This is a genomic window from Aristaeella hokkaidonensis, from assembly GCF_018128945.1.
Classification (GTDB): Bacteria; Bacillota; Clostridia; order Christensenellales; family Aristaeellaceae; genus Aristaeella; species Aristaeella hokkaidonensis.
Genome location: NZ_CP068393.1, coordinates 589,495 through 607,485 on the forward strand (window position 1 = coordinate 589,495; position 17,991 = coordinate 607,485).

The 17,991-nt window shown below is 52.9% G+C and carries 19 protein-coding genes; 7 read left to right on the forward strand and 12 right to left on the reverse strand.

Annotated features, from left to right (window positions below; translation table 11 throughout):
- The first annotated feature begins 229 nt into the window (after window positions 1-229).
- From JYE49_RS02780 to JYE49_RS02790, 3 genes are all read left to right on the forward strand, one after another.
- Window positions 230-1,834, forward strand: a complete 1,605-nt coding sequence (locus JYE49_RS02780; RefSeq protein ID WP_093955954.1) for a sigma-70 family RNA polymerase sigma factor — start codon at window positions 230-232, stop codon at window positions 1,832-1,834.
- 269 nt (window positions 1,835-2,103) lie between these two features.
- On the forward strand, window positions 2,104-2,922 hold the full coding sequence (locus tag JYE49_RS02785; protein ID WP_093955955.1) for a class I SAM-dependent methyltransferase: 819 nt from the start codon (window positions 2,104-2,106) through the stop codon (window positions 2,920-2,922).
- Between the two features lie 76 nt (window positions 2,923-2,998).
- Complete coding sequence (locus tag JYE49_RS02790; protein WP_093955956.1) at window positions 2,999-3,214, forward strand: hypothetical protein; 216 nt, start codon at window positions 2,999-3,001, stop codon at window positions 3,212-3,214.
- Between the two features lie 54 nt (window positions 3,215-3,268).
- Here the strand turns inward: JYE49_RS02790 and JYE49_RS02795 are convergent, their stop codons facing one another.
- The 8 genes from JYE49_RS02795 to JYE49_RS02830 form a co-directional block, all read right to left on the reverse strand.
- Window positions 3,269-3,964: a metallophosphoesterase gene (locus JYE49_RS02795; RefSeq protein ID WP_093955957.1), complete on the reverse strand. Its 696-nt coding sequence runs from the start codon at window positions 3,962-3,964 to the stop codon at window positions 3,269-3,271.
- Between the two features lie 147 nt (window positions 3,965-4,111).
- Window positions 4,112-4,804, reverse strand: a complete 693-nt coding sequence (locus JYE49_RS02800; RefSeq protein WP_093955958.1) for a YjjG family noncanonical pyrimidine nucleotidase — start codon at window positions 4,802-4,804, stop codon at window positions 4,112-4,114.
- Window positions 4,805-4,814: 10 nt separating this feature from the next.
- Window positions 4,815-5,417, reverse strand: a complete 603-nt coding sequence (locus JYE49_RS02805) for a class I SAM-dependent methyltransferase (RefSeq protein ID WP_093955959.1) — start codon at window positions 5,415-5,417, stop codon at window positions 4,815-4,817.
- 141 nt (window positions 5,418-5,558) lie between these two features.
- Window positions 5,559-6,863, reverse strand: a complete 1,305-nt coding sequence (locus JYE49_RS02810; RefSeq protein ID WP_179217173.1) for a TlpA family protein disulfide reductase — start codon at window positions 6,861-6,863, stop codon at window positions 5,559-5,561.
- A 155-nt stretch (window positions 6,864-7,018) separates the two neighbouring features.
- Window positions 7,019-7,879: an AmmeMemoRadiSam system radical SAM enzyme gene (gene amrS / locus JYE49_RS02815; protein ID WP_093955961.1), complete on the reverse strand. Its 861-nt coding sequence runs from the start codon at window positions 7,877-7,879 to the stop codon at window positions 7,019-7,021.
- Window positions 7,880-7,896: 17 nt separating this feature from the next.
- Window positions 7,897-9,282, reverse strand: coding sequence for an AmmeMemoRadiSam system protein A (amrA, locus tag JYE49_RS02820; protein ID WP_093955962.1), 1,386 nt, complete (start codon window positions 9,280-9,282; stop codon window positions 7,897-7,899).
- Window positions 9,283-9,471: 189 nt separating this feature from the next.
- On the reverse strand, window positions 9,472-9,834 hold the full coding sequence (locus JYE49_RS02825) for a hypothetical protein (protein WP_093955963.1): 363 nt from the start codon (window positions 9,832-9,834) through the stop codon (window positions 9,472-9,474).
- A 168-nt stretch (window positions 9,835-10,002) separates the two neighbouring features.
- Window positions 10,003-10,752, reverse strand: a complete 750-nt coding sequence (locus JYE49_RS02830) for a hypothetical protein (RefSeq protein ID WP_093955964.1) — start codon at window positions 10,750-10,752, stop codon at window positions 10,003-10,005.
- Between the two features lie 186 nt (window positions 10,753-10,938).
- Between JYE49_RS02830 and JYE49_RS02835 the strand changes: the two genes are divergently transcribed.
- Genes JYE49_RS02835 through JYE49_RS02850 form a run of 4 tightly spaced genes read left to right on the forward strand, consistent with a single transcriptional unit; the run spans window position 10,939 to window position 13,941 of the window.
- The gene (locus JYE49_RS02835) at window positions 10,939-12,084 is read left to right on the forward strand and encodes a cation diffusion facilitator family transporter (protein WP_093955965.1); all 1,146 of its coding nucleotides are present in this window, start codon (window positions 10,939-10,941) and stop codon (window positions 12,082-12,084) included.
- 14 nt (window positions 12,085-12,098) lie between these two features.
- Entirely contained in the window at window positions 12,099-12,593 is a 495-nt protein-coding gene (locus JYE49_RS02840; RefSeq protein WP_093955966.1) for a GNAT family N-acetyltransferase, read from the forward strand.
- Between the two features lie 4 nt (window positions 12,594-12,597).
- Complete coding sequence (locus JYE49_RS02845) at window positions 12,598-13,017, forward strand: pyridoxamine 5'-phosphate oxidase family protein (RefSeq protein ID WP_093956471.1); 420 nt, start codon at window positions 12,598-12,600, stop codon at window positions 13,015-13,017.
- Between the two features lie 21 nt (window positions 13,018-13,038).
- Complete coding sequence (locus JYE49_RS02850; protein ID WP_093955967.1) at window positions 13,039-13,941, forward strand: barstar family protein; 903 nt, start codon at window positions 13,039-13,041, stop codon at window positions 13,939-13,941.
- Between the two features lie 76 nt (window positions 13,942-14,017).
- Here the strand turns inward: JYE49_RS02850 and JYE49_RS02855 are convergent, their stop codons facing one another.
- From JYE49_RS02855 to JYE49_RS02870, 4 genes are all read right to left on the reverse strand, one after another.
- On the reverse strand, window positions 14,018-16,411 hold the full coding sequence (locus tag JYE49_RS02855; protein WP_093955968.1) for a leucine-rich repeat domain-containing protein: 2,394 nt from the start codon (window positions 16,409-16,411) through the stop codon (window positions 14,018-14,020).
- A gap of 418 nt (window positions 16,412-16,829) precedes the next feature.
- Window positions 16,830-17,123, reverse strand: a complete 294-nt coding sequence (locus JYE49_RS02860) for a hypothetical protein (protein ID WP_093955969.1) — start codon at window positions 17,121-17,123, stop codon at window positions 16,830-16,832.
- Between the two features lie 112 nt (window positions 17,124-17,235).
- On the reverse strand, window positions 17,236-17,586 hold the full coding sequence (locus JYE49_RS02865) for a hypothetical protein (protein ID WP_093955970.1): 351 nt from the start codon (window positions 17,584-17,586) through the stop codon (window positions 17,236-17,238).
- Window positions 17,587-17,684: 98 nt separating this feature from the next.
- The gene (locus tag JYE49_RS02870) at window positions 17,685-17,966 is read right to left on the reverse strand and encodes a hypothetical protein (RefSeq protein WP_093955971.1); all 282 of its coding nucleotides are present in this window, start codon (window positions 17,964-17,966) and stop codon (window positions 17,685-17,687) included.
- Window positions 17,967-17,991: the final 25 nt, after the last annotated feature.

Sequence of the window (17,991 nt, forward strand, 5' to 3'; positions counted from 1 at the left end):
CTAAGGCCGAAGGCCGCATGGAGGAATCCCTTACTATTAATTCTGAGTTCTGAATTCATAATTCTGCATTGTCATCGCCTCAGACGATGACGTGGTCTCCTCCGGAGATGTAAATCCTCAACATATACGGAATTTCTTATGTAAAGAATCCAAAAAACTCCTCATTTTTCCCAACCTTTTTCAGACTGGTGTGTCTGTATAGGTGAAAGCTTTCAGAAAGGAGGATCTCATGAGGAAACAGGAAGCGGAGAAAGTCCTGGAATCCTGGCTGAATCCGGTGCTCGGATTTGCACTGAAGCGGTGCAAAACCCCGGAAGACGCTGAGGACCTTTCCCAGGAGATCATCCTGCGGGTTTACAGAGCGCTCCTTCTGCGTGACGACGTGGAAGACGTGAGTAAATTCATCTGGACTGTGGCGCACAACGCCCTGTGCAACTACTACCGGAGCGCATCAAAGAACATGATCGGCATTCCGGTGGAAGCCCTGGCGGATCTCCCGGCCGAATCCGCAGAAGACGCGGAAGAGGACGCGGAGACGGTGGAGCGCCTGAAGAAGGAGATTGCCTATCTGTCCGGACTGCAGCGGAAGATCGTGATCGCCTATTACATCGACCACAAAAAGCAGGAACAGATTGCCCGGGAGCTCGGCATTCCCGTCGGAACCGTGAAATGGCATCTGTTCGAGGCGAAGAAAGAGCTGAAGAAAGGAATGGGAAAAATGAGAGAAGCAAGCAGCCTGAAATATAATCCCGTCCGGTTTGTAACCCGGGGAATTACCGGGAGCCTTGGACGGAAAGATGTATATGATATGTTCGGCAGCCCGCTGGTGCAGAATCTCTGCTATGCGGTAAGGGATACCTGGAAAACCGTGAATGAGATTGCGGATGACCTGGGCGTTTCTCCGGTTTACCTGGAGGACGAGGCTGCCCGTCTGGAGGAGTTTGGCTTCCTGAAAAAGAAGGGCGATAAGTACCTGGCGGACTTCCTGCTGGAGGAGCCGAGTCTGGACTTCCTGCGGCTGGAAAATGATACTTACAAGGCGGCGGCGGATCTGTTTGCCGATGAACTTTATGCACGGCTGACGGAGAGGGGCGTCCTGGATTCCCCGGCTATTACCGGTAGATGGAAGACGGATAAAAACTTCCTGCTGTGGGCGCTGATTCCCTATATTGCGGCCTGCTCCGGTGACAGCGTCCGGGAGATGAAGATTTCCTTTGAGGAAGCCGCGACGGTCCGGAAGGACGGCGGAACCAACATCTTTCACGCGCAGGTCCGGGAAGCAGTGCCGGAAGAATATGAGGCGATGAACGGCTGGTTCGGCCCCTGCTGGAACGGGGACGGGAAACACATCCTGTGGCAGGTGGGCAGCGAATGGTCAGACAACCTGCAGGAACGGGCAATGAACTATCAGGAAGACGCGGCGAAAATCCTTGCCCTGTATGAAAGGGAACAACAGGAAAAGCTTTCCGTGGATGAGTATGCCTGGCTGGCCCAGATGGGACAGATTGTCCTGGACAGTGAGGACCGGGCGCAATGGCAGATCGTGGTGCTGGACAATCAGCAGATCCGGGAGGAACTGCTGGCCATCGGCACAAAGATCCGGGAAGAAAAAGCAGCGGAATTCAGGAAGCTGAAGGAAGCCTATACCCGGGCTGCACTGAAGGATCTGCCCGCGCAGATGCGGAAGATGAAGGAGTTTGAACTGCAATTCCTGTTTAATTCAGATGGGCGGTTTGTATATCACTGCCTGAAGAAACTGGTGAACAGCGGGAAACTGACGCCTCCGCCGGAGGAACAGAAGAAGGCTATGTCCACGCTGATTATGCCTGCGTGAAAAAACTGCAAAAAAGTGTTGACACAGGGTAAGGCCCCGTAGTATAGTCTGTCCAATATATTCAGAAAGGAGCTCTCCTCAGGATGAAGTACGGATACATCGCTCTGGCTCTGCTGCTTGCGAACACGCTGAAGCTTGTCCGTGCTATTCTGCTGTGCCCGTACAGAGATAAGAGGAGAGTCACCTGGTAATATTTTATCAGTTAACAAGCCGCTTATCTCTTATCAGATAAGCGGCTTTATTTTATCTATCCAAAGGAGGAGAGAAAAATGACAGACTTCGACAGGGTAAAAGAGTACTACAGGTTCTTTGATGAAAAGAACCGGCTGGTGAACAGCGGCAGTGGCAAGCTGGAGTTTTTGATGAGCATGGAACTGCTGAAACGCTGGCTGCCTGGGAAAGGGTCAATCCTTGACCTGGGCGGCGGGGCCGGCGCTTATTCCTTCCCGCTGGCGGCGGAAGGGTATAAGGTGTTCCTGGCCGACCTGTCGGAGGAACTGATTCAGCAGGCAGAGGAGCAGAACAGGGAGGTTGAACACCCCGTAATCTGTAATGTGGTGAATGCCATCGACCTGAGCCTGTATAATGACGGCCAGTTTGATACCGTGCTCGTGATGGGTCCTCTGTATCATTTGCTGGAGGCGTCCGAGCGGGAACAGTGTATTGCAGAAGTCAACCGGGTCTTAAAGCCGGGCGGCATCGTGTTTGCAACTTTCCTGCCTTATCTGTCCGGAAGCGTCGGCGTTGTGGAGCGGTTCTTCGGCCATCCGAATCAGGTGGACGCGGATACCATCCGGGAGGTTTTCCGGTCTGGTAAATTCAGCAACCTGACCAATGCAGGTTTCCAGGAAGGTTACTATCCGACCTCGGAGGAGATCGAGGAACTGTTCCGGAATCACGGGTTCAGCAAACAGCAGATCCGATCCATCCGCGGCTTCGGCTGGAAACGGGAAGAAGTGCTCTTCCGGGCGCAGGAGAAGGATCCGGATATGTTTAAGGTCATGATCGACATGATCAATGAAACGGCTGAAAACAAGGCGATCGTTGAGACCTGCGGCCACGCGGTATACGTGGGGAAGAAGGCGTAACGGTTTTCCGGGGATGATTTTGGCCATGTGATTCGTTCTATTTTCAGTATCCCATATGAATCTCTGGAGGTGAAATATGAAAGTACTGAAACTCATAGGCGGATATATCGCACTGGCAGGATTCTTCATCTTTGTGGACCAGTCGGGCATCGGAATCCAGAAAAACATAAATGCCGTAAAGAAGTGGGCGGCCGGGGAAACCGAGAAGCTGCACTTCATCCAATATTGGAAAGAACAGGCAAAGCTGAAGGAAAAACCCGAGCAGCCGTATGAAAGCGGCAGCGAAGAGTAAAAACGAGCGGCGGGGAGTCAAACTCCCTGCCGCTTTATTGTGTTTCTGTATTGACTACGCTTTGAATTCCCGGATGGAACCGAAGAGGAGGGTCAGCTTGTCGATATCCTTTTCCGTATGGAAATGCCCGGCGTACCAGTGCCTGTAGGTCAGCCGATCCTCAATGCTGTCCAGCCAGATCTCGGTGGTCTTGTCCACCACGCGCTGGTCAATGAAGGTGAGGAATACCTCCGTGGGCACATATTTGAGCGGCGTGGTGTGGGACAGTACCACGTCCACCTGCCAGCTCCGGGCGGCCAGGGTGCTTTCCACCTTCTGTTTGATGGCGTCGGACGGCTGCTCATCCGCCCACCAGTTCCAGCCGTTGGCCAGGCGGTAGAACTTGTCCACGCTGTAGGCGCCGCCGATGACCACGGTCTGGATGCCGCCCAGGTCGTAGATCTCGCCGTCCATGGCAAAGAGCAGGTTCGGGTAGGCGGCTTCCACGTAGACTTTGCCGCCGTGCCAGTCGGTAACACGGTAGGAGGGCAGGGTGGCCGGGCGCATCTCATGATTGCCGTGGATGGAGAAGACCGTGATCGGCAGCTCGGAAACGTTGTGCTTGCTGTTCTGATCCCGCTGTCCGCCGAAGAAGTTGAAGCCGGCGTCGCCCAGGATGATCATGATATCCTCCCGGGTGGTTTCAAAACGCTGGCAGAACGCAAAAAGGCGGCTGAAATCGCCATGCGTATCTCCGGTAATGTAAATCATATTCCTGCTCACCTCCGCTTCTGTGGATAGGCTGAAAGGCCGTTCATTTCTTCTGTAAACAGTATATCATGAAACAGCGGGACTGTCCCGGATTATATGGTTTCCGGCATGAAAAAACCGAACCCTGGGCAGGTCCGGTTTTGATGTTCAGCTTTGGAGTATTTCCAGCACCTCGTGGAGGTCGGAGATGGTGTAGTCGATGGCATAACCGGGTCTGGCGGGCAGACGGTCCGGGTTATACCAGCAGGTTTTGATACCGGCGTTGTTGCCGCCGCGGATATCGCTGGTGAGGGAATCACCGACGATCAGGATCTTTGACAGATCCGTGGGCCGGAGGACATCAAACACAGCGTTGAAGAAGCCCATGTTGGGCTTTTCAGCGCCCACGCCTTCAGAAAGGAAGGCACCGTCCAGCAGATCCTTCAAGCCGGAATGAGTCAGTTTTTTATTCTGGGCGGCCACGGTTCCATTGGTGACGGCATACTGCTTCACTTTGCCCCGGAGGGACCGGACGATATTGATACTGTCATCCCGGAAGACGATGGTGTCACCCAGGGCAAGCTGGTACCGGTCATTGAACGCCGGTGCCAGGGAGGCAGGAACGCCGATCTCGGTGAAGAACTGCGCAAACCGGCCTACCAGGATCTGGGGCTTGGTGAGTTCGTTCCGCTCCAGCCGCTCCCAGAAAACTTCGTTGATTCGTGAGTAGTGCCGCACCATTTCATCCGTACATTCGCCAAGGCCGAATTCCCGGAACAGGGCCTGGACGGCCGCTTTCTCTGCGGCCTTGAAATCCAGGAGGGTGCCGTCCACATCCCAGAGAATGGTTGTGAATTTCATGTCACGGACCTCATTCGGCTTTCTCAGCAATGCAGAACATGTTGACCCAGCTCTCATCCTGGCGTTCCGGACGGGCGTCATGGGTCAGCCACATGTCCGTGATCCGGAAACCGCCGACTTCATCCGTCAGGGCGCGGAGGGATTCCTCCGTGAAGTCGGAGAAGAGCCTGCCGTTCTTCTCCCGCTCTTCCGTTCCGTATTTGAAGGAGGCGTAGAAGACGCCGTCCGGCTTCAGGGCGCGGTGAATGCGGCGGAAGATGTCGGGCAGGTCGGATTTGCACACGTGCAGAAGGGAAGCGCAGGCCCAGACCGCGTCAAAGGTATTGGTGTAGTCCAGCTCTTCAAAGAACATATGCCGGACAGGGCAGCCGACGCGCTTCCGGGTGAAATCGCACAGCTCCTTGCAGCCGTCTACGGCCAGCACCTGGTAACCATTCCGAGTGAAATACAAAGAGGCTTTGCCGGCGCCGCAGCCGAGATCCAGGATGTGTCCGCCCGGGGCAACCTGCTCCAGGAAACGGTTGTAATGCGCGGTCATATCCACGTCCGCAGTGCGGGCGATAAACTCTTCGGTGTGATCCTGATACCATTTCAGGGAATCGTTCTGGTTCATGGTTTGTTCTCCTGATAATTATTGATGAAGTGAGTACCGGGAAATGATAGCACAGCACAACCAGGAAAGTAAATAAAACCGTGACAAGAGAACCGTCCCCTTGTCAGTCCCCTTGTCACGGTGGTGAACTTAAATCAGGGATCAGTCCTTGCGGACGAGGATATCCCACTCGCCGAAAGCATCACCGGTATAGAACTCAAAGTCAGGATCGAAGCTGTAGCCTTCCGGCACCTTGAGCAGCTGGACGTGGTAGTTTTCCACCGGGGCATTGAAGCAAACCAGGCCGTTTTCATCGGCAATCTGCAGGGTGCAGGCAGCGTCCGTACAGAAGTTTGCCTTTACATCCGGCACAGGGGAGCCGTACTGGTCAATGAAATGCAGGAGATAGGCTTCTGATTGCGCGGCCTTTGACTCTTCATCCTTCACATATTCCCAGCTGATGTCCGGAGCGTCTTCACGGTACCAGTCCGTGAATTCATCAACGGCTTTTTCATCAGGAAACAGAAGGATGAAAACCGATTGATCATCAATTGTGCGGGATTCAAAAACACTCATCACGACACGATGACCGTAAGTCAACAGGTTTATGGGTTGTTCATAAACATAGACATTCCTGTCCGGATCCAGCAGAGAAGACAGCGCATGAAGTGATTTATCGGTATCGGCCTGAATCCAATAGCACATATCGGCAGGCTGCACTTCAGGAGATATTTCAAAACGAAGATGGGCAATATCGTCAGGGACGATGTAGCCGAATTCGACATTGCCGTCATCGTCATTATAACGGATAGCGACCTTTCGGGCACTTTCATTCTCTACATAATATGCGAGGGTTCCGGAAACCGGGAAAGCACAGGTGGACGCTTTCATGGGGATACAATTCAGTATTCTGGATTCGGTGTAATCATCACCCACAAAGGTATCCAGCACCCGGGCCAATTCCTCCGCACTTTCAAACGCATTGCTGTGCATGAAACACAGATTGCCGAAACGGTCTATCACCACGGTCTGCGGAAGCCGGAAAACCCCGAGATACTCGTTCAGCCCTGTGCCGGCGGTTTTGCTCATGGGAAAGGGAACTTTGTTTTCGATACGGATTTCCGCAATATCCAGGAGGGTGTCATCCGGTTCAAAATCCAGACCGATGAACGCCACCCGGTCTCCATACTGTTTGTATAATTCGTTCAGAAGCGGCAGTTCACGGATACAGGGACCGCACCAGGAGGCGAAGAAGTTAATCAGCACTGCTTCGTGATCCTTCAGTGCCTCGGACAGCGTGAACTCATTCTTTTTGGTATCCTTTACCGTGAAGTCGGGAAAAGGTTTGCCCAGAACATCGGCCTCGCCTTCGCCGAAGAGACGAATGAGGGGATCTTCCGCCCAGGCAACAGGGAGAATAGAGGAAAGGAACATGACAGCCAGCAGGAAAATTAGCGCTTTTTTCATTGTGGTGTTCTCCTTTGTGAAGATACAGATCTGATGGGGTTTATTTCTGCAGATAATATACCACAGACAATGCATAAATTGCAAAGAAAAACGAGTTGTACGAACAATAAAACAAAGGGACAGCTTTGCTGTCCCTTTGTCATTATTCAGATCACTTACACATTCCCCGGATAGACATAAAGTAAATGCTTCTGGGCGGCCTGGACCAGAGAATAAATGGTGGTGATGTCGGTGGGGTTCCTGTCCGTCATGTGGTGACGGGGGAAGAAGCGGGAAATATGCAGGGGGATTTCCCGGCCCTGCTTGCCGCCCTGGACGTTCTTCAGGCCGGCGACCCATTCGCTGAGGGCGAGCATCTCGTCCACGTTGTCATTTTCTCCGGGCACGATGAGGGTGGTCAGTTCCACATGGCAGCGCTTCACGGCTTCCTGGATAAAGTTCATGACGGTCTGCCGGTCTCCGCCGAGGACCTCTTTGTAATACCGGTCGGTAAACCCTTTCAGGTCTATATTCATCGCGTCAATATGCGGAAGAAGCTGGCTGAGGATATCCAGGTTCGCGGTGCCGTTGGTGACCATGACGTTGAGCATCCGGTTTTTGTGCACCAGTTTCGCGGTATCCCGGACGTATTCCCAGCAGACCAGCGGCTCATTGTAGGTGTAGGCTACGCCGATGTTTTTGCTGGGCAGATAGTAGGTGGCCAGGTCGGCCAGCCTCTCCGGGGACATGCACTCTGTCTTGATGGTGAAATCGCGATTACCGTCCCGCTGGGCGATTTCATGATTCTGGCAGAAGGGGCAGCGGAGATTGCAGCCCAGGCTGCCCACGGACAGGATCATTTTGCCTGGGTGAAACTGCTTCAGCGGTTTTTTCTCGATGGGATCAAGGGCCAGAGAGGAAATCCGGCCGTAATACAGCGGTTCAACCCGGCCGCTGACTGCGGCTCTCGCGCCGCAGGGGCCGGTCTGTCCGTCGTGCAGCTCGCAGTGCCTGAAACATACGTTGCAGAAAGCCATCTCTCAATACCGTCCTGTCAATAATGCCTTACCACTTCAAAACGCTCCAGTGTAACAGGTTCATTCTCCCGGATGCCGCCCTTGCGCCGGGCGATATCCACCTGCTCCTCCACGGTGTCCACACCGTCCAGGTCCGGCAGCAGGAGGCCTCGCCTGGATCCGCAGCTGACGATGACGCCGTAGCGGCGGACGTCCAGCTCTGCCATACTGCTGATTTTTTCCGGCGCGGAGAGGACGTCCACATTGATTTCCAGCCACTTCAGCTCCTCCGGTCCGATGGGATCAAACCGGGGATCCCGGGTGGAGGCGCTGACGGCGTTGCTGATAATCTCCTTCGCGATGTTCTCCCGGGTCGGCAGGAAGGTGCCGATGCAGCCCCGGAGCTTGCCCTCCTTGTGGATGGAGACAAACACGCCGGCCTGCTTCTGCTTCATCTCGTCCGTGGCCCAGTCCGGAACCTCCGGCGTTGTCCGCTCCAGCACATAGGATTCCACGGTTTCCCGGGCCAGGCGGACAAAGGGATCTTCCGCCTCATGACGCCTGCGGAGCTTTTCCTCCTGCGCTGCCCGGTACTGCTCCAGAAAGTGACGGCTTTCATCCGGCCCTGCGGGATGGAAGGAGCAGATGCCGTAGCCGACACCGGTGACGTCCTCATGGGAGTACACCTTCGCGTCCACGGCCAGCCCGTCCAGGGCGCCGGCCATGATCACAAAGGAGCGGTGGCCGCATTCGGCTGCCTTGTCACAGAAAGTTTCGTCAAATTCCAGCATCTCGCCGAAGGCAGCCCGTCCGGCCACGTCCATGATCCGGGCGTCATATTCAGGCCCTTCCTTGGCAAAGCCGTAGGGACCGTAGGTTTGCAGTTTATGGGACAGGTCTCCGCTGGCGATGAGGACTGCCTTGCGGCCGGTTTGTTCAGCAGCTTGGCGGAGCATCATTCCGAAGGTATAGTGATCCGCCAGGGAAAGGCCGGATAGCCCGATTCGCACCAGGCGGTAATCTGTGTATTGCTGGTCCACAAAGTAGAGGGGCACCATGGTGCCGTGATCCAGGTGCCTGTCCCGTTCTCCCAGGGTGCCGGCTGGGAAACCCTCCGCCCTGGCAAGGGCACAGAGGGCCTTCACCAGTTCCGTATCATACTGCTTGCGGAAGGAAACCTCCGGCGCCCGGAAGTTCCCGAAATCTCCGGAGGCGTGATCTCCGGGAGAGATATGGAAATAATCGGCATACAGCACACTGTGGGGGCTGGTCACGATAATGGTTTCCGGTTTGATTTCCGCGATCTCCGAGGCAACAGCTTCATAGGCCTGAATGGTTTTCAGGACCTGGCTTTCACTTCCTCTGCCCACCTGGGGAACGATCATCGGGGGATGGGGAACCATATATGCAGCAGCGATGGACACAGGGATGCCTCCTTTTCCGTCTTCTGCTTCGTATCAACTTATGGGAGCTTTTGAAATACACCTACAATACTTCTACAGGAACAGGGAAGTTACCTGCCGGGTAAAAAGGAAAATATAGGCTTTTGATGCAACAAAAAAGGGAACGATAATCATTTCTATCGTTCCCCCGGTATAGCTGCCAGTGATTGCTCAGCTGTTGCAGCTGCGAGCCTGAACCGTGATGAAGTCGTTCTTTTCTTCCTCTTCAACCGCGGAGGCGCTTTCCCGATTTTTCCTGCTCCTGTAATACCAGAGCAGGCCGATCACCATGCCGATGGCAAGGCTCTTCATTCCGAGCAGGCTGCCAAGGACAGACGGTGCGATGTCAACCAGCAGGCCGAACACAGGGATGATTACGAATACCACCGAAAGAATCAGTGCGATGGCTGCGGCGAGGATAATCCAACCGCCCATCATCAGTACAAGCAGGCCGGCCAGAAAGCCGCCAACTGATCCTCTGTGTCCATGCAAGCGGCCACGAGGACCCATGTTCATGTTCTTCATCAAGATCATTTTCAGGATCCTCCTTTACATCATTCGGCAGGGCTCATTCCCTTACCGTGATCCAAGGATAACATGGATCCCCATCCCAATACAGAACGAAAAGGGACGAATAACCGCAGTTATTTTTCCAAAGAGCTGAAAGTCCGGACAAGGAACCGTCCCCTGTCCGGAACACTTTTACTTCTGATCAGGCAGCTCCTCGGAAAACTTGTTTGCAGAGAGAACAATCAGCTTCTGGAAGCCATCATCCTGCAATATGTTGCTGTACATTTCCATTATTGCCTGGGCAACTGCGGCATTCTCCATAAGATTCATGCCGGATTCATAGGGAATGGTTTTCCTGTCGCTGAGGTCAAACAGCGGTTCTTCTGCATCACAGTAATCTAAGCTGCAGATACACTCAATTTCTTCAGAAGGCATTGTCAGATGAGCCTTGATCCGCCCGTCTTCGAGCTTTTCAAAGCGGCAAACCAACTGGCCGTAATTGTACGTGCCAGGAGTTAATGCCGGAGTAGTTTCGGCATTGAACAGGGGTTTTAAAAGCTCCGGCAAGGCAGGCACTTTTTCAGGGTCAATACTTGGAATATAGGTCTTAAATAGTTTTGCCAAGAATACTCGCGGGGGACATTCATCACCGCGGAAAAAGACCCTTTCACTGCAATTGGACAGCGTCAGGCTTCCGTTTCCGTCCGGAAGTTCTTCCACCCAGAGTGCCAGCAGCTCCTGTCCGTTCCGCTCCATACTGAGTGAAAGCTGTACCTGATCAAATTGATCCGTGGTAAGAAGACGATAATGCGCGGAAGGCATATCAATGCGTTCATTGTTGACGATAAAGATCAGCTCGTCAAAATCCAAAGCCATGCCGCGGGTATACTGAACAGGGATTTCAGCCAGTGCGGCCTGCCCGCACAGAAGGATCAGAACCAATTTGCATGCGAGAAATCGTTTCATTTCCTAACCCCTTTTAAACAACGAGATTTGCAATTGCTTATCCGATTGTACCACGGATAAACCGCTGGCACAAATTGGGAAGCACCCGCTTTTGTTCCCCTTGTTATTTCTCCGCTTTGACGTATAATATCTTTAATACTCCAGACACAGGAGGACAGATCAATGAATAAGACTTCCATTCAGACAGAAGAGAATGCCCAGGAAACATCCCGGGAGAAAATTATTGTCAGGACCAGTATCATCGGCATCATCGCCAATGTGCTGCTGGCGGCGTTCAAGGCGGCGGTCGGCCTGCTGAGCCACTCCATCGCCGTCATCCTGGACGCGGTCAACAACATCTCCGACGCGGGCAGCTCTGTGATTACCATCGTCGGGGCCAAGCTGGCGGGACGTGAACCGGACAAGAAGCATCCCTTCGGCTACGGCCGCATTGAATACCTGAGCGCCATGGTCATCTCCGTGATTGTGCTGTACGCCGGCGTGACCTCTCTGGTGGAATCCATCAAGAAGATCATCAATCCGGAAGCCCCGGATTACTCCGCCGTTTCCCTGATCATCATCGGGGTGGCTGTGCTGGTGAAGTTCTTCCTGGGCCGGTATGTGAAGGCCACGGGCGAGAAGGTGAACAGCGACTCCCTGATTAACTCCGGTGAGGACGCCCGGCTGGACGCGGTTATCTCCGCCTCCACGCTGGTGGCTGCCGCCATCTTCCTGATTTTCCATATCTCCCTTGAAGCCTGGCTGGGTGCCCTGATCTCCCTGGTGATCATCAAATCCGGCGTGGAGATGCTGAAGGACACCATTTCCCGGATCCTGGGCGAAGGCAACGATCCGGAACTGGCCAAGGGCATCAAGCAGACAGTCCGGAGCTTCCCGGACGTACAGGGAGCCTATGACCTGGTGCTGCACAACTACGGCCCGGAAGCCTGGAACGGCTCCATCCATATCGAGATTCCGGATACCTATTCCGCGGACAAGCTGGACGCCCTGATCCGGGATATTGAGGAAACCGTCTATAAAAAGCATAACGTGATCCTGACCGCCGTGGGCGTCTACTCCATGAACACGAAGGATCCCTTCATCACCGAGACCCGGAAAAAGGTACAGAGCATCGTGCTGGCCCATGAACATGTGAAGGGCATGCACGGCTTCTACCTGGACCAGGAGAACAAGCATATGCGCTTTGACGTGGTGATCAGCTTTGACGCCCAGGACCGTACCGCGGTCTGGCAGCAGATTGTGGCGGATGTGCAGGAAGCCTTCCCGGACTATGAGCTCCGCATCGCCATGGACCTGGACTTCTCGTAAAAAGGACACAGGAAATGAATTATACGATCAGAAAAATGACAAGGGACGACTGCAGTGCAGTCGCCCATGTCATATCAGTCTCCTGGAAGGAAACCTACCGGGGAATCATTCCGGAGGAAGAACTGAACCGGACCGATGAGCAGACCATTGCGGAAAACAGCCGGAAAAACTTCCCGGAGGACAACCACCAGTTTGTGCTGGAAGCGGACGGCGCCATCGCGGGCTACATGAACGTGGGCCTGACAGATGAGAAGGAATATGAGCGCTGCGGGGAAATCCATGCTGTCTATCTCCTGAAGGAGTTCAAGGGCAAAGGCTTCGGCCGGAAGATGGTTGAGGCCGGTATCGCCGAACTGAAGGCCATGGGCTGCGATAAGATGGTGATCGGCTGCCTGGCGGGGAATCCATCCAACAGCTTCTATGAGCACATCGGCGGGGAACTGATCAAAACCAGGATTTACGAACGGCTTCAGCTGCCGGAGAACGTATACTTCTTTGAAAGGATCTGAGCAGATGGATCTGAAAGAGATTGAGCGCTTTGTCGGAAAACAGGATGTGAGCTTCGTCTGCTCCGTGGACGATGACGGTTTCCCGAACGTTAAGGCCATGCTTAAGCCCCGGAAACGGAACGACCTGAAGGAGTTCTGGTTCTCCACCAACACCTCTTCCATGCGGGTGCGGCAGTACCAGGACAACCCCAAAGCCAGCATCTATTTCTATCACAAAGGACTGATCCGCTATGAGGGCGTGATGCTCAAGGGCACCATGGAGGTGCTCACAGACCAGGCGACCAAGGACATGATCTGGCGGAAAGGGGACAGCGTCTTCTACAAGAAAGGCGCGACCGATCCGGATTACTGTGTTCTGAAGTTCACCGCGGAAAGCGGAAGATACTACAAGGACCTGAAGACAGAAAGCTTCAGTGTGGAGTAAAACCGACAAAACGGAGATCGTATGAACAGGCAGATGGTGGCAGAACAGGTCAGGAAAACACTGACCATCCTGAAGGAAAAGAATCAGGATGGCAAACTGTCATATTTTGTTCGTAAATACATCAAACAGCTGAATAATCTGGAAGGTGCCGGAAAGGTTCATAACTACCTGAAAGGCACTACAAATACGTTTTACAAAAAAGCCAGGCCTTCAGGGGAAAACCGTCTGATTGCCCTTGGCTGGGAAGCAAATGAGACGGAAAATTTGATGACTCTGTTTGTGACAGACAAGCAGAGCGTAATCAAAAAGATCAGGAAAGTACTGAAAGTGCTCCGGGAAAAGAATAAAGACGGGGCATGCGCGGAGTATGTCCGGAAATATGAGACGCAGCTTGATGAACTGGAGCATGCGGAGTTCATTCATAACTATATCCGCGGCATATATTATGATCTGTATCATAATCATACAGAGCTGTATGAGGGCGAGAGCGATCCATTTCTGCATGAATTAGCCGATGCGGAGGACGCGCTGAATGTGTACCTGCATCTGCATCCGGAAGCAGGAAATGCATACGGTGAGGTTCCCGAAAAGGATCCGCGAACCATGCTGGTTACGGTGGATGGATCGAAAATACACAGCTATGAGGATTTCGTCAGCGTCATGCAGAAGGAACTGCAGTTTCCCCGGGACTGTGAGGGCATGGTGGATCGCTATCTGGACTGGATCAGGGATCTGTCCTGGTTTGATTATGACCGCTACGTATTTACCATCCAAAACACTCAGCAGATGATGCAGAACAGCGAGCATGACGCAAAAGCTATCATTGATCATTTCTACAGGATGATTATTCCGTTCTGGGATCATAAATATAAGCATTGCATTGTCTGTGGAATGCGGAAGGATATCATTCTGAACCTGGAATGACACAGAAACAGACCAGGCAGGACAGCAAAACGAAAAGAGCAGTGCCGCATAGCACTGCTCTTGCTGTTTGGTGATTTTACTCCATGCAGGCCGGATAGAAGACCGGGGTGGGTTCTGGATCGGGCTGCTTGACATTGGGGTCTTTTTCCGGAGCCGGACCAAGGGAACTGAATGGCAGATCCAGCTTCTCTGCGTAGGTCTGGGCTGTGCTGCCTTCATATCCGCAGAGAAGAGCACGGGGAGATTCGTCAACGATATTGAAATTGTAGTCTTCGTTGATCTTTGATTCGTCCAGGCGGAGGTTTGCTTCCGGATTCAGGATGGTAACCTCTTTCAGGTTGGGACAGTCTGCAAAGGCAAATGCGTCAATGTTCCGCACACTGGCCGGAACAGTGATGCTTTCCAGGGCGTCTACCCAGGTGAAGCACATCCAGCCAATGGATTCCAGTCCATCCGGGAGCTCAACGGTCTTCAGGTGATGAACACTCTGGAATGCCCAGGGGCCGAGGATTTTGGTTTCCGCGGGGAAATCATCCTTGCCCAGATGCTCTGTTTTCCGTCCGGCAGGATATGAAACCAGGGTGCCGGCGTTATCAAACAGGATGCCGTCCACAGACTTGCAGGTTTTGTTATCCGGGGAGACGTTGATGTCCGTCAGGTTGGGCATGGAAGAAAAATGGTTGTAGAAGGACGCTCCGTTAAACGAGGCTGGAATCTCAATAACAGAAATCTGAGCACCACTGAGAGCGGCGCCTCCGAACCGTGTGGTTCCTTCCGGAACGGCATAGGTTCCGTTCACGTTCTTTCCGTCAGGATAATACAGCAGGACTGTCCTGTCAGCATTGAAGAGCACGCCGTCCACGGAGACAAAGTGTTTGTTGCCCTGTGCCACTTTGAACCGCTTGAGGGCGGGGGTGATATTGAAGGCCTGCATGGAACCGAGCGTCTTCAGGGAGGCAGGCAGGGTGATGTCAGAGAGGTTCGGGCAGTTGAAGAAGCAGTAGCACTGAATCTCCTTCAGGGTTTCGGGCAGGATGATTTTCCTGGCAATACATCCGTCGAACGCCCATTCACCCAGCACCTCAATCCCGTCAGGTACGGTGACCACTTCTTCATTGCCGGTATAACGCATCAGGGTTTTGTCCCGGACCTCGAAAACACCGCTTGTTTCCGGCTCGGCGGACTCGGTAATATCAGCTGTGTCAGTGTGAAGCACGATTGTATCAGGAGTCGGGACCGCAGAAGCAATGTCCTCGCTGTCTGCAGCAGTCTGTACACTGATTTCATCGGTTACTGTAAGATCAGTTGCTTCAGTGCTGACTGCTTCTGTATCGGCATCCAGAGCTTCAAACGCAATACCCCATCTGTCTGCATAAGCCTGCACACTGCTGTCTGCGGGTGCGCAGAGAACGACGCCGCTCCTGGCACCGGAGAAGATGTCATCTCCGGTGCCATCGAGTTCAGTATCCGGGAAGCCGACGCTATTACTCCGGATGGTGACGCGTTCCAGCTTGTCGCAGTAACCGAAAACATAGCCGGAGATATAGCTCAAGGTTGACGGGAGGGTTACGCTTTTCAGGGAGTGTGCTCCGTCAAAGGCCATCCAGTCCACAGTCTGGAGCCCCTCCGGAAACTCGATCGACTTCAGGTTCCGGTTATCCTGGAAGGCAAACGCACTGATGCTGGTCAGTCCTTTGGGGAAATAATCTTTATCGAGTTCAGTCCCTGCTTTCCAGGCAGGATACAGTATCAACGATCCGTATCGGTCATACAGCACATCGTCCACCGTATAGAACCGACTGTTGCCTTCAGCTACGGAGATCTTCAGCAGTCCGGAGACACCGGTGAAGTCGCCGCCTTCGGAATGCAGCTGGGTCAGGGTGGAGGGGAATTCGATAGCGGTCAGATCAGCACCGTCGAAGGCAGTGTATCCGAGCTCCTCCGTTCCCTCCGGAATGGCGTACCGGCCGCCTGCGTTTTTGCCGGCCGGATAGTAAAACAGCTTTTTACCGTCGGCGGAAAACAGCACACCGTCTATGGATTTATAGTGCTGATTGCCTTCCGCCACGTTGATGGCCTGAAGTTTCGGGTTGTTGTAGAAAACCTGTGCCTGGGTAATCTGGTCGCCATAGGTGTCGTCAATGTAATATTCCAGGTTCGTCAGGGAAGCAGGCAGGGTGATTTCCTCCAGCTCCGCACAGGAATAGAAAGCATAGCTGCGGATTTCCTCCAGGGTTTCGGGCAGGATCACCTTTGTCACGGGGCTATATTGAAAAGCCCATTCACCGATTTCCGTGACCCCGTCTGGAACGGTGACCTCACCGCCTCCCCCTGTATATTTCACCAGGGTTGTTCCTTTGATTTGAAAATTGTTGTCAGCGCTTGCCGCAGACACGGTGAAGCAGAGCATACACACAAGCAATATGCTGATGATAAGAGAAAAGAGTTTACATCCAGCCTGACGTTCCATTGCGGCACATCCTTTCTGTGTTTCCTTTGCCCCTCACTGAGGCCTACATATATATAGACGCGGAAGACTTCCTTTTTGTTCTCGAAACGAAAATTTGTTTACACCATTGTTACATCTCCGTGAAAACACGGCAAAAGCATACATGGTATATCCAATCATGTCAAAAATGAATCAGAGAAAAAGAAATCGAGCGGCACCGGTAACCGGTGCCGCTCTTTGTGGGGGAAGGGGATAGGGAAAAAGGGAAATGTATGAAGAAACATCCTGCCGAATTCCGCCGGCAGTATCGGGATAAGCTTGATCAGGGCCGGCCGTTGTCCCTGTTGACTAGGACAGTATATCCCGGGAACCTTAAGTGAAGCTTAAAGGAAAAAAAGAAAAAAGGGATCCTGAAAAGGATCCCGGGAAACAGCAAACCTTAATGCGGCCCGCAGGTGCAGTAGGTGCGGATATCCACGGTATACTCTGACACTACCCAGCTTTTATGACAGTAATCGCAGGTATCCGTTCCGGTTACTTTCCAGAATTCCCGGATATGGGTATGCGGCCCATAATTATACTGGCAGAACCCGCAGTATACCGGAGCGTCTTTCTTCTGCCAGCTTTCCCTGTAGGTACAGTTCTTATGGGTACAGGCCAGCGCCGCAAAACACACCGACACAGCGGACAGCACCAAAGCAGCGGCAAGGATAAACGCCAGAAGCTTTTTCATGGTATTATTCTCCTGTCAATGAAGAATTGGAATGATCCGCACCAGGCGAATCATTCCATAAAAACATTATGAATTTGCTGTTGAGATGCGTCTTGTAAACAAATGGGGTGGTTTAGTTCATATAGGTTGTCTGTTCGTGGATCTTTTCACCGCAGACACCGCAAAGGTCATATTCATAGAGCAGGTGCGGGGTGAGCCACTGAGTACGATGCTTCAGGTTGCAGTGATTCTGATAGGTTGTTGTGGTTTCCCAGTAGAGCGAATGGCAGCTTGAGCAGTAGATCTGTTTGGAGGTGACGATTTTGTGCTGGGTACTGCCGGTGCTCGTAATGGTTTTCTGCGTATCAACGACGCCCGCAGTGTATTTTCCGCAGCGGCCGCAACGCATGTTGCCTGCAAAACACAGGCTGGCGACAGAAAGAACCAGGACCAGGGCGAGACACAATGCGATAACCTTTTTCATGATACTATCCTCCTTTTTTTATTAGAACGATCCGCGGCAGACGGACCGTTTCTTAACCTGATATACAAACATCAGTCAGAATGTTGACAATCGACAGCTCAGTGAGCGCAGGGGCAGGTCTCGCTGAGCAGAACTGTCTTTGTTGTGGTGTAGTAATCATGGCAGTTCGGGCAGGAGTACACAGTGATGATATCCTTGTAGCTCATGGTGTGCGCATGGGTATAGGAATTATACCCGCACTTTGTCCATTTGGGCTTGGTATAATACGACGTTGTCTGATAAGTTTTCGTGTAATAATGGTTGGCGCACGCAGCCAAAGCTGTTACTGCAATGGAACAGATCAGGACCAATGCACAGATGAGAGCCACAGACTTTTTCATGGAATAACCCTCCTTAATATAAAAT

Excerpts from the sequence above, each read along its gene's own strand:
- JYE49_RS02855 (WP_093955968.1), bottom strand. The coding sequence starts at position 16,411 with ATGGAACGTCAGGCTGGATGTAAACTCTTTTCTCTTATCATCAGCATA.
- JYE49_RS02850 (WP_093955967.1), top strand. The coding sequence starts at position 13,039 with ATGAACAGGCAGATGGTGGCAGAACAGGTCAGGAAAACACTGACCATC.
- JYE49_RS02800 (WP_093955958.1), bottom strand. The coding sequence starts at position 4,804 with ATGAAATTCACAACCATTCTCTGGGATGTGGACGGCACCCTCCTGGAT.
- amrS (WP_093955961.1), bottom strand. The coding sequence starts at position 7,879 with ATGGCTTTCTGCAACGTATGTTTCAGGCACTGCGAGCTGCACGACGGA.
- JYE49_RS02860 (WP_093955969.1), bottom strand. The coding sequence starts at position 17,123 with ATGAAAAAGCTTCTGGCGTTTATCCTTGCCGCTGCTTTGGTGCTGTCC.
- JYE49_RS02795 (WP_093955957.1), bottom strand. The coding sequence starts at position 3,964 with ATGATTTACATTACCGGAGATACGCATGGCGATTTCAGCCGCCTTTTT.
- JYE49_RS02865 (WP_093955970.1), bottom strand. The coding sequence starts at position 17,586 with ATGAAAAAGGTTATCGCATTGTGTCTCGCCCTGGTCCTGGTTCTTTCT.
- JYE49_RS02790 (WP_093955956.1), top strand. The coding sequence starts at position 2,999 with ATGAAAGTACTGAAACTCATAGGCGGATATATCGCACTGGCAGGATTC.
- JYE49_RS02840 (WP_093955966.1), top strand. The coding sequence starts at position 12,099 with ATGAATTATACGATCAGAAAAATGACAAGGGACGACTGCAGTGCAGTC.
- JYE49_RS02810 (WP_179217173.1), bottom strand. The coding sequence starts at position 6,863 with ATGAAAAAAGCGCTAATTTTCCTGCTGGCTGTCATGTTCCTTTCCTCT.
- JYE49_RS02825 (WP_093955963.1), bottom strand. The coding sequence starts at position 9,834 with ATGATCTTGATGAAGAACATGAACATGGGTCCTCGTGGCCGCTTGCAT.
- JYE49_RS02805 (WP_093955959.1), bottom strand. The coding sequence starts at position 5,417 with ATGAACCAGAACGATTCCCTGAAATGGTATCAGGATCACACCGAAGAG.
- JYE49_RS02835 (WP_093955965.1), top strand. The coding sequence starts at position 10,939 with ATGAATAAGACTTCCATTCAGACAGAAGAGAATGCCCAGGAAACATCC.
- JYE49_RS02780 (WP_093955954.1), top strand. The coding sequence starts at position 230 with ATGAGGAAACAGGAAGCGGAGAAAGTCCTGGAATCCTGGCTGAATCCG.
- JYE49_RS02870 (WP_093955971.1), bottom strand. The coding sequence starts at position 17,966 with ATGAAAAAGTCTGTGGCTCTCATCTGTGCATTGGTCCTGATCTGTTCC.
- JYE49_RS02845 (WP_093956471.1), top strand. The coding sequence starts at position 12,598 with ATGGATCTGAAAGAGATTGAGCGCTTTGTCGGAAAACAGGATGTGAGC.
- JYE49_RS02785 (WP_093955955.1), top strand. The coding sequence starts at position 2,104 with ATGACAGACTTCGACAGGGTAAAAGAGTACTACAGGTTCTTTGATGAA.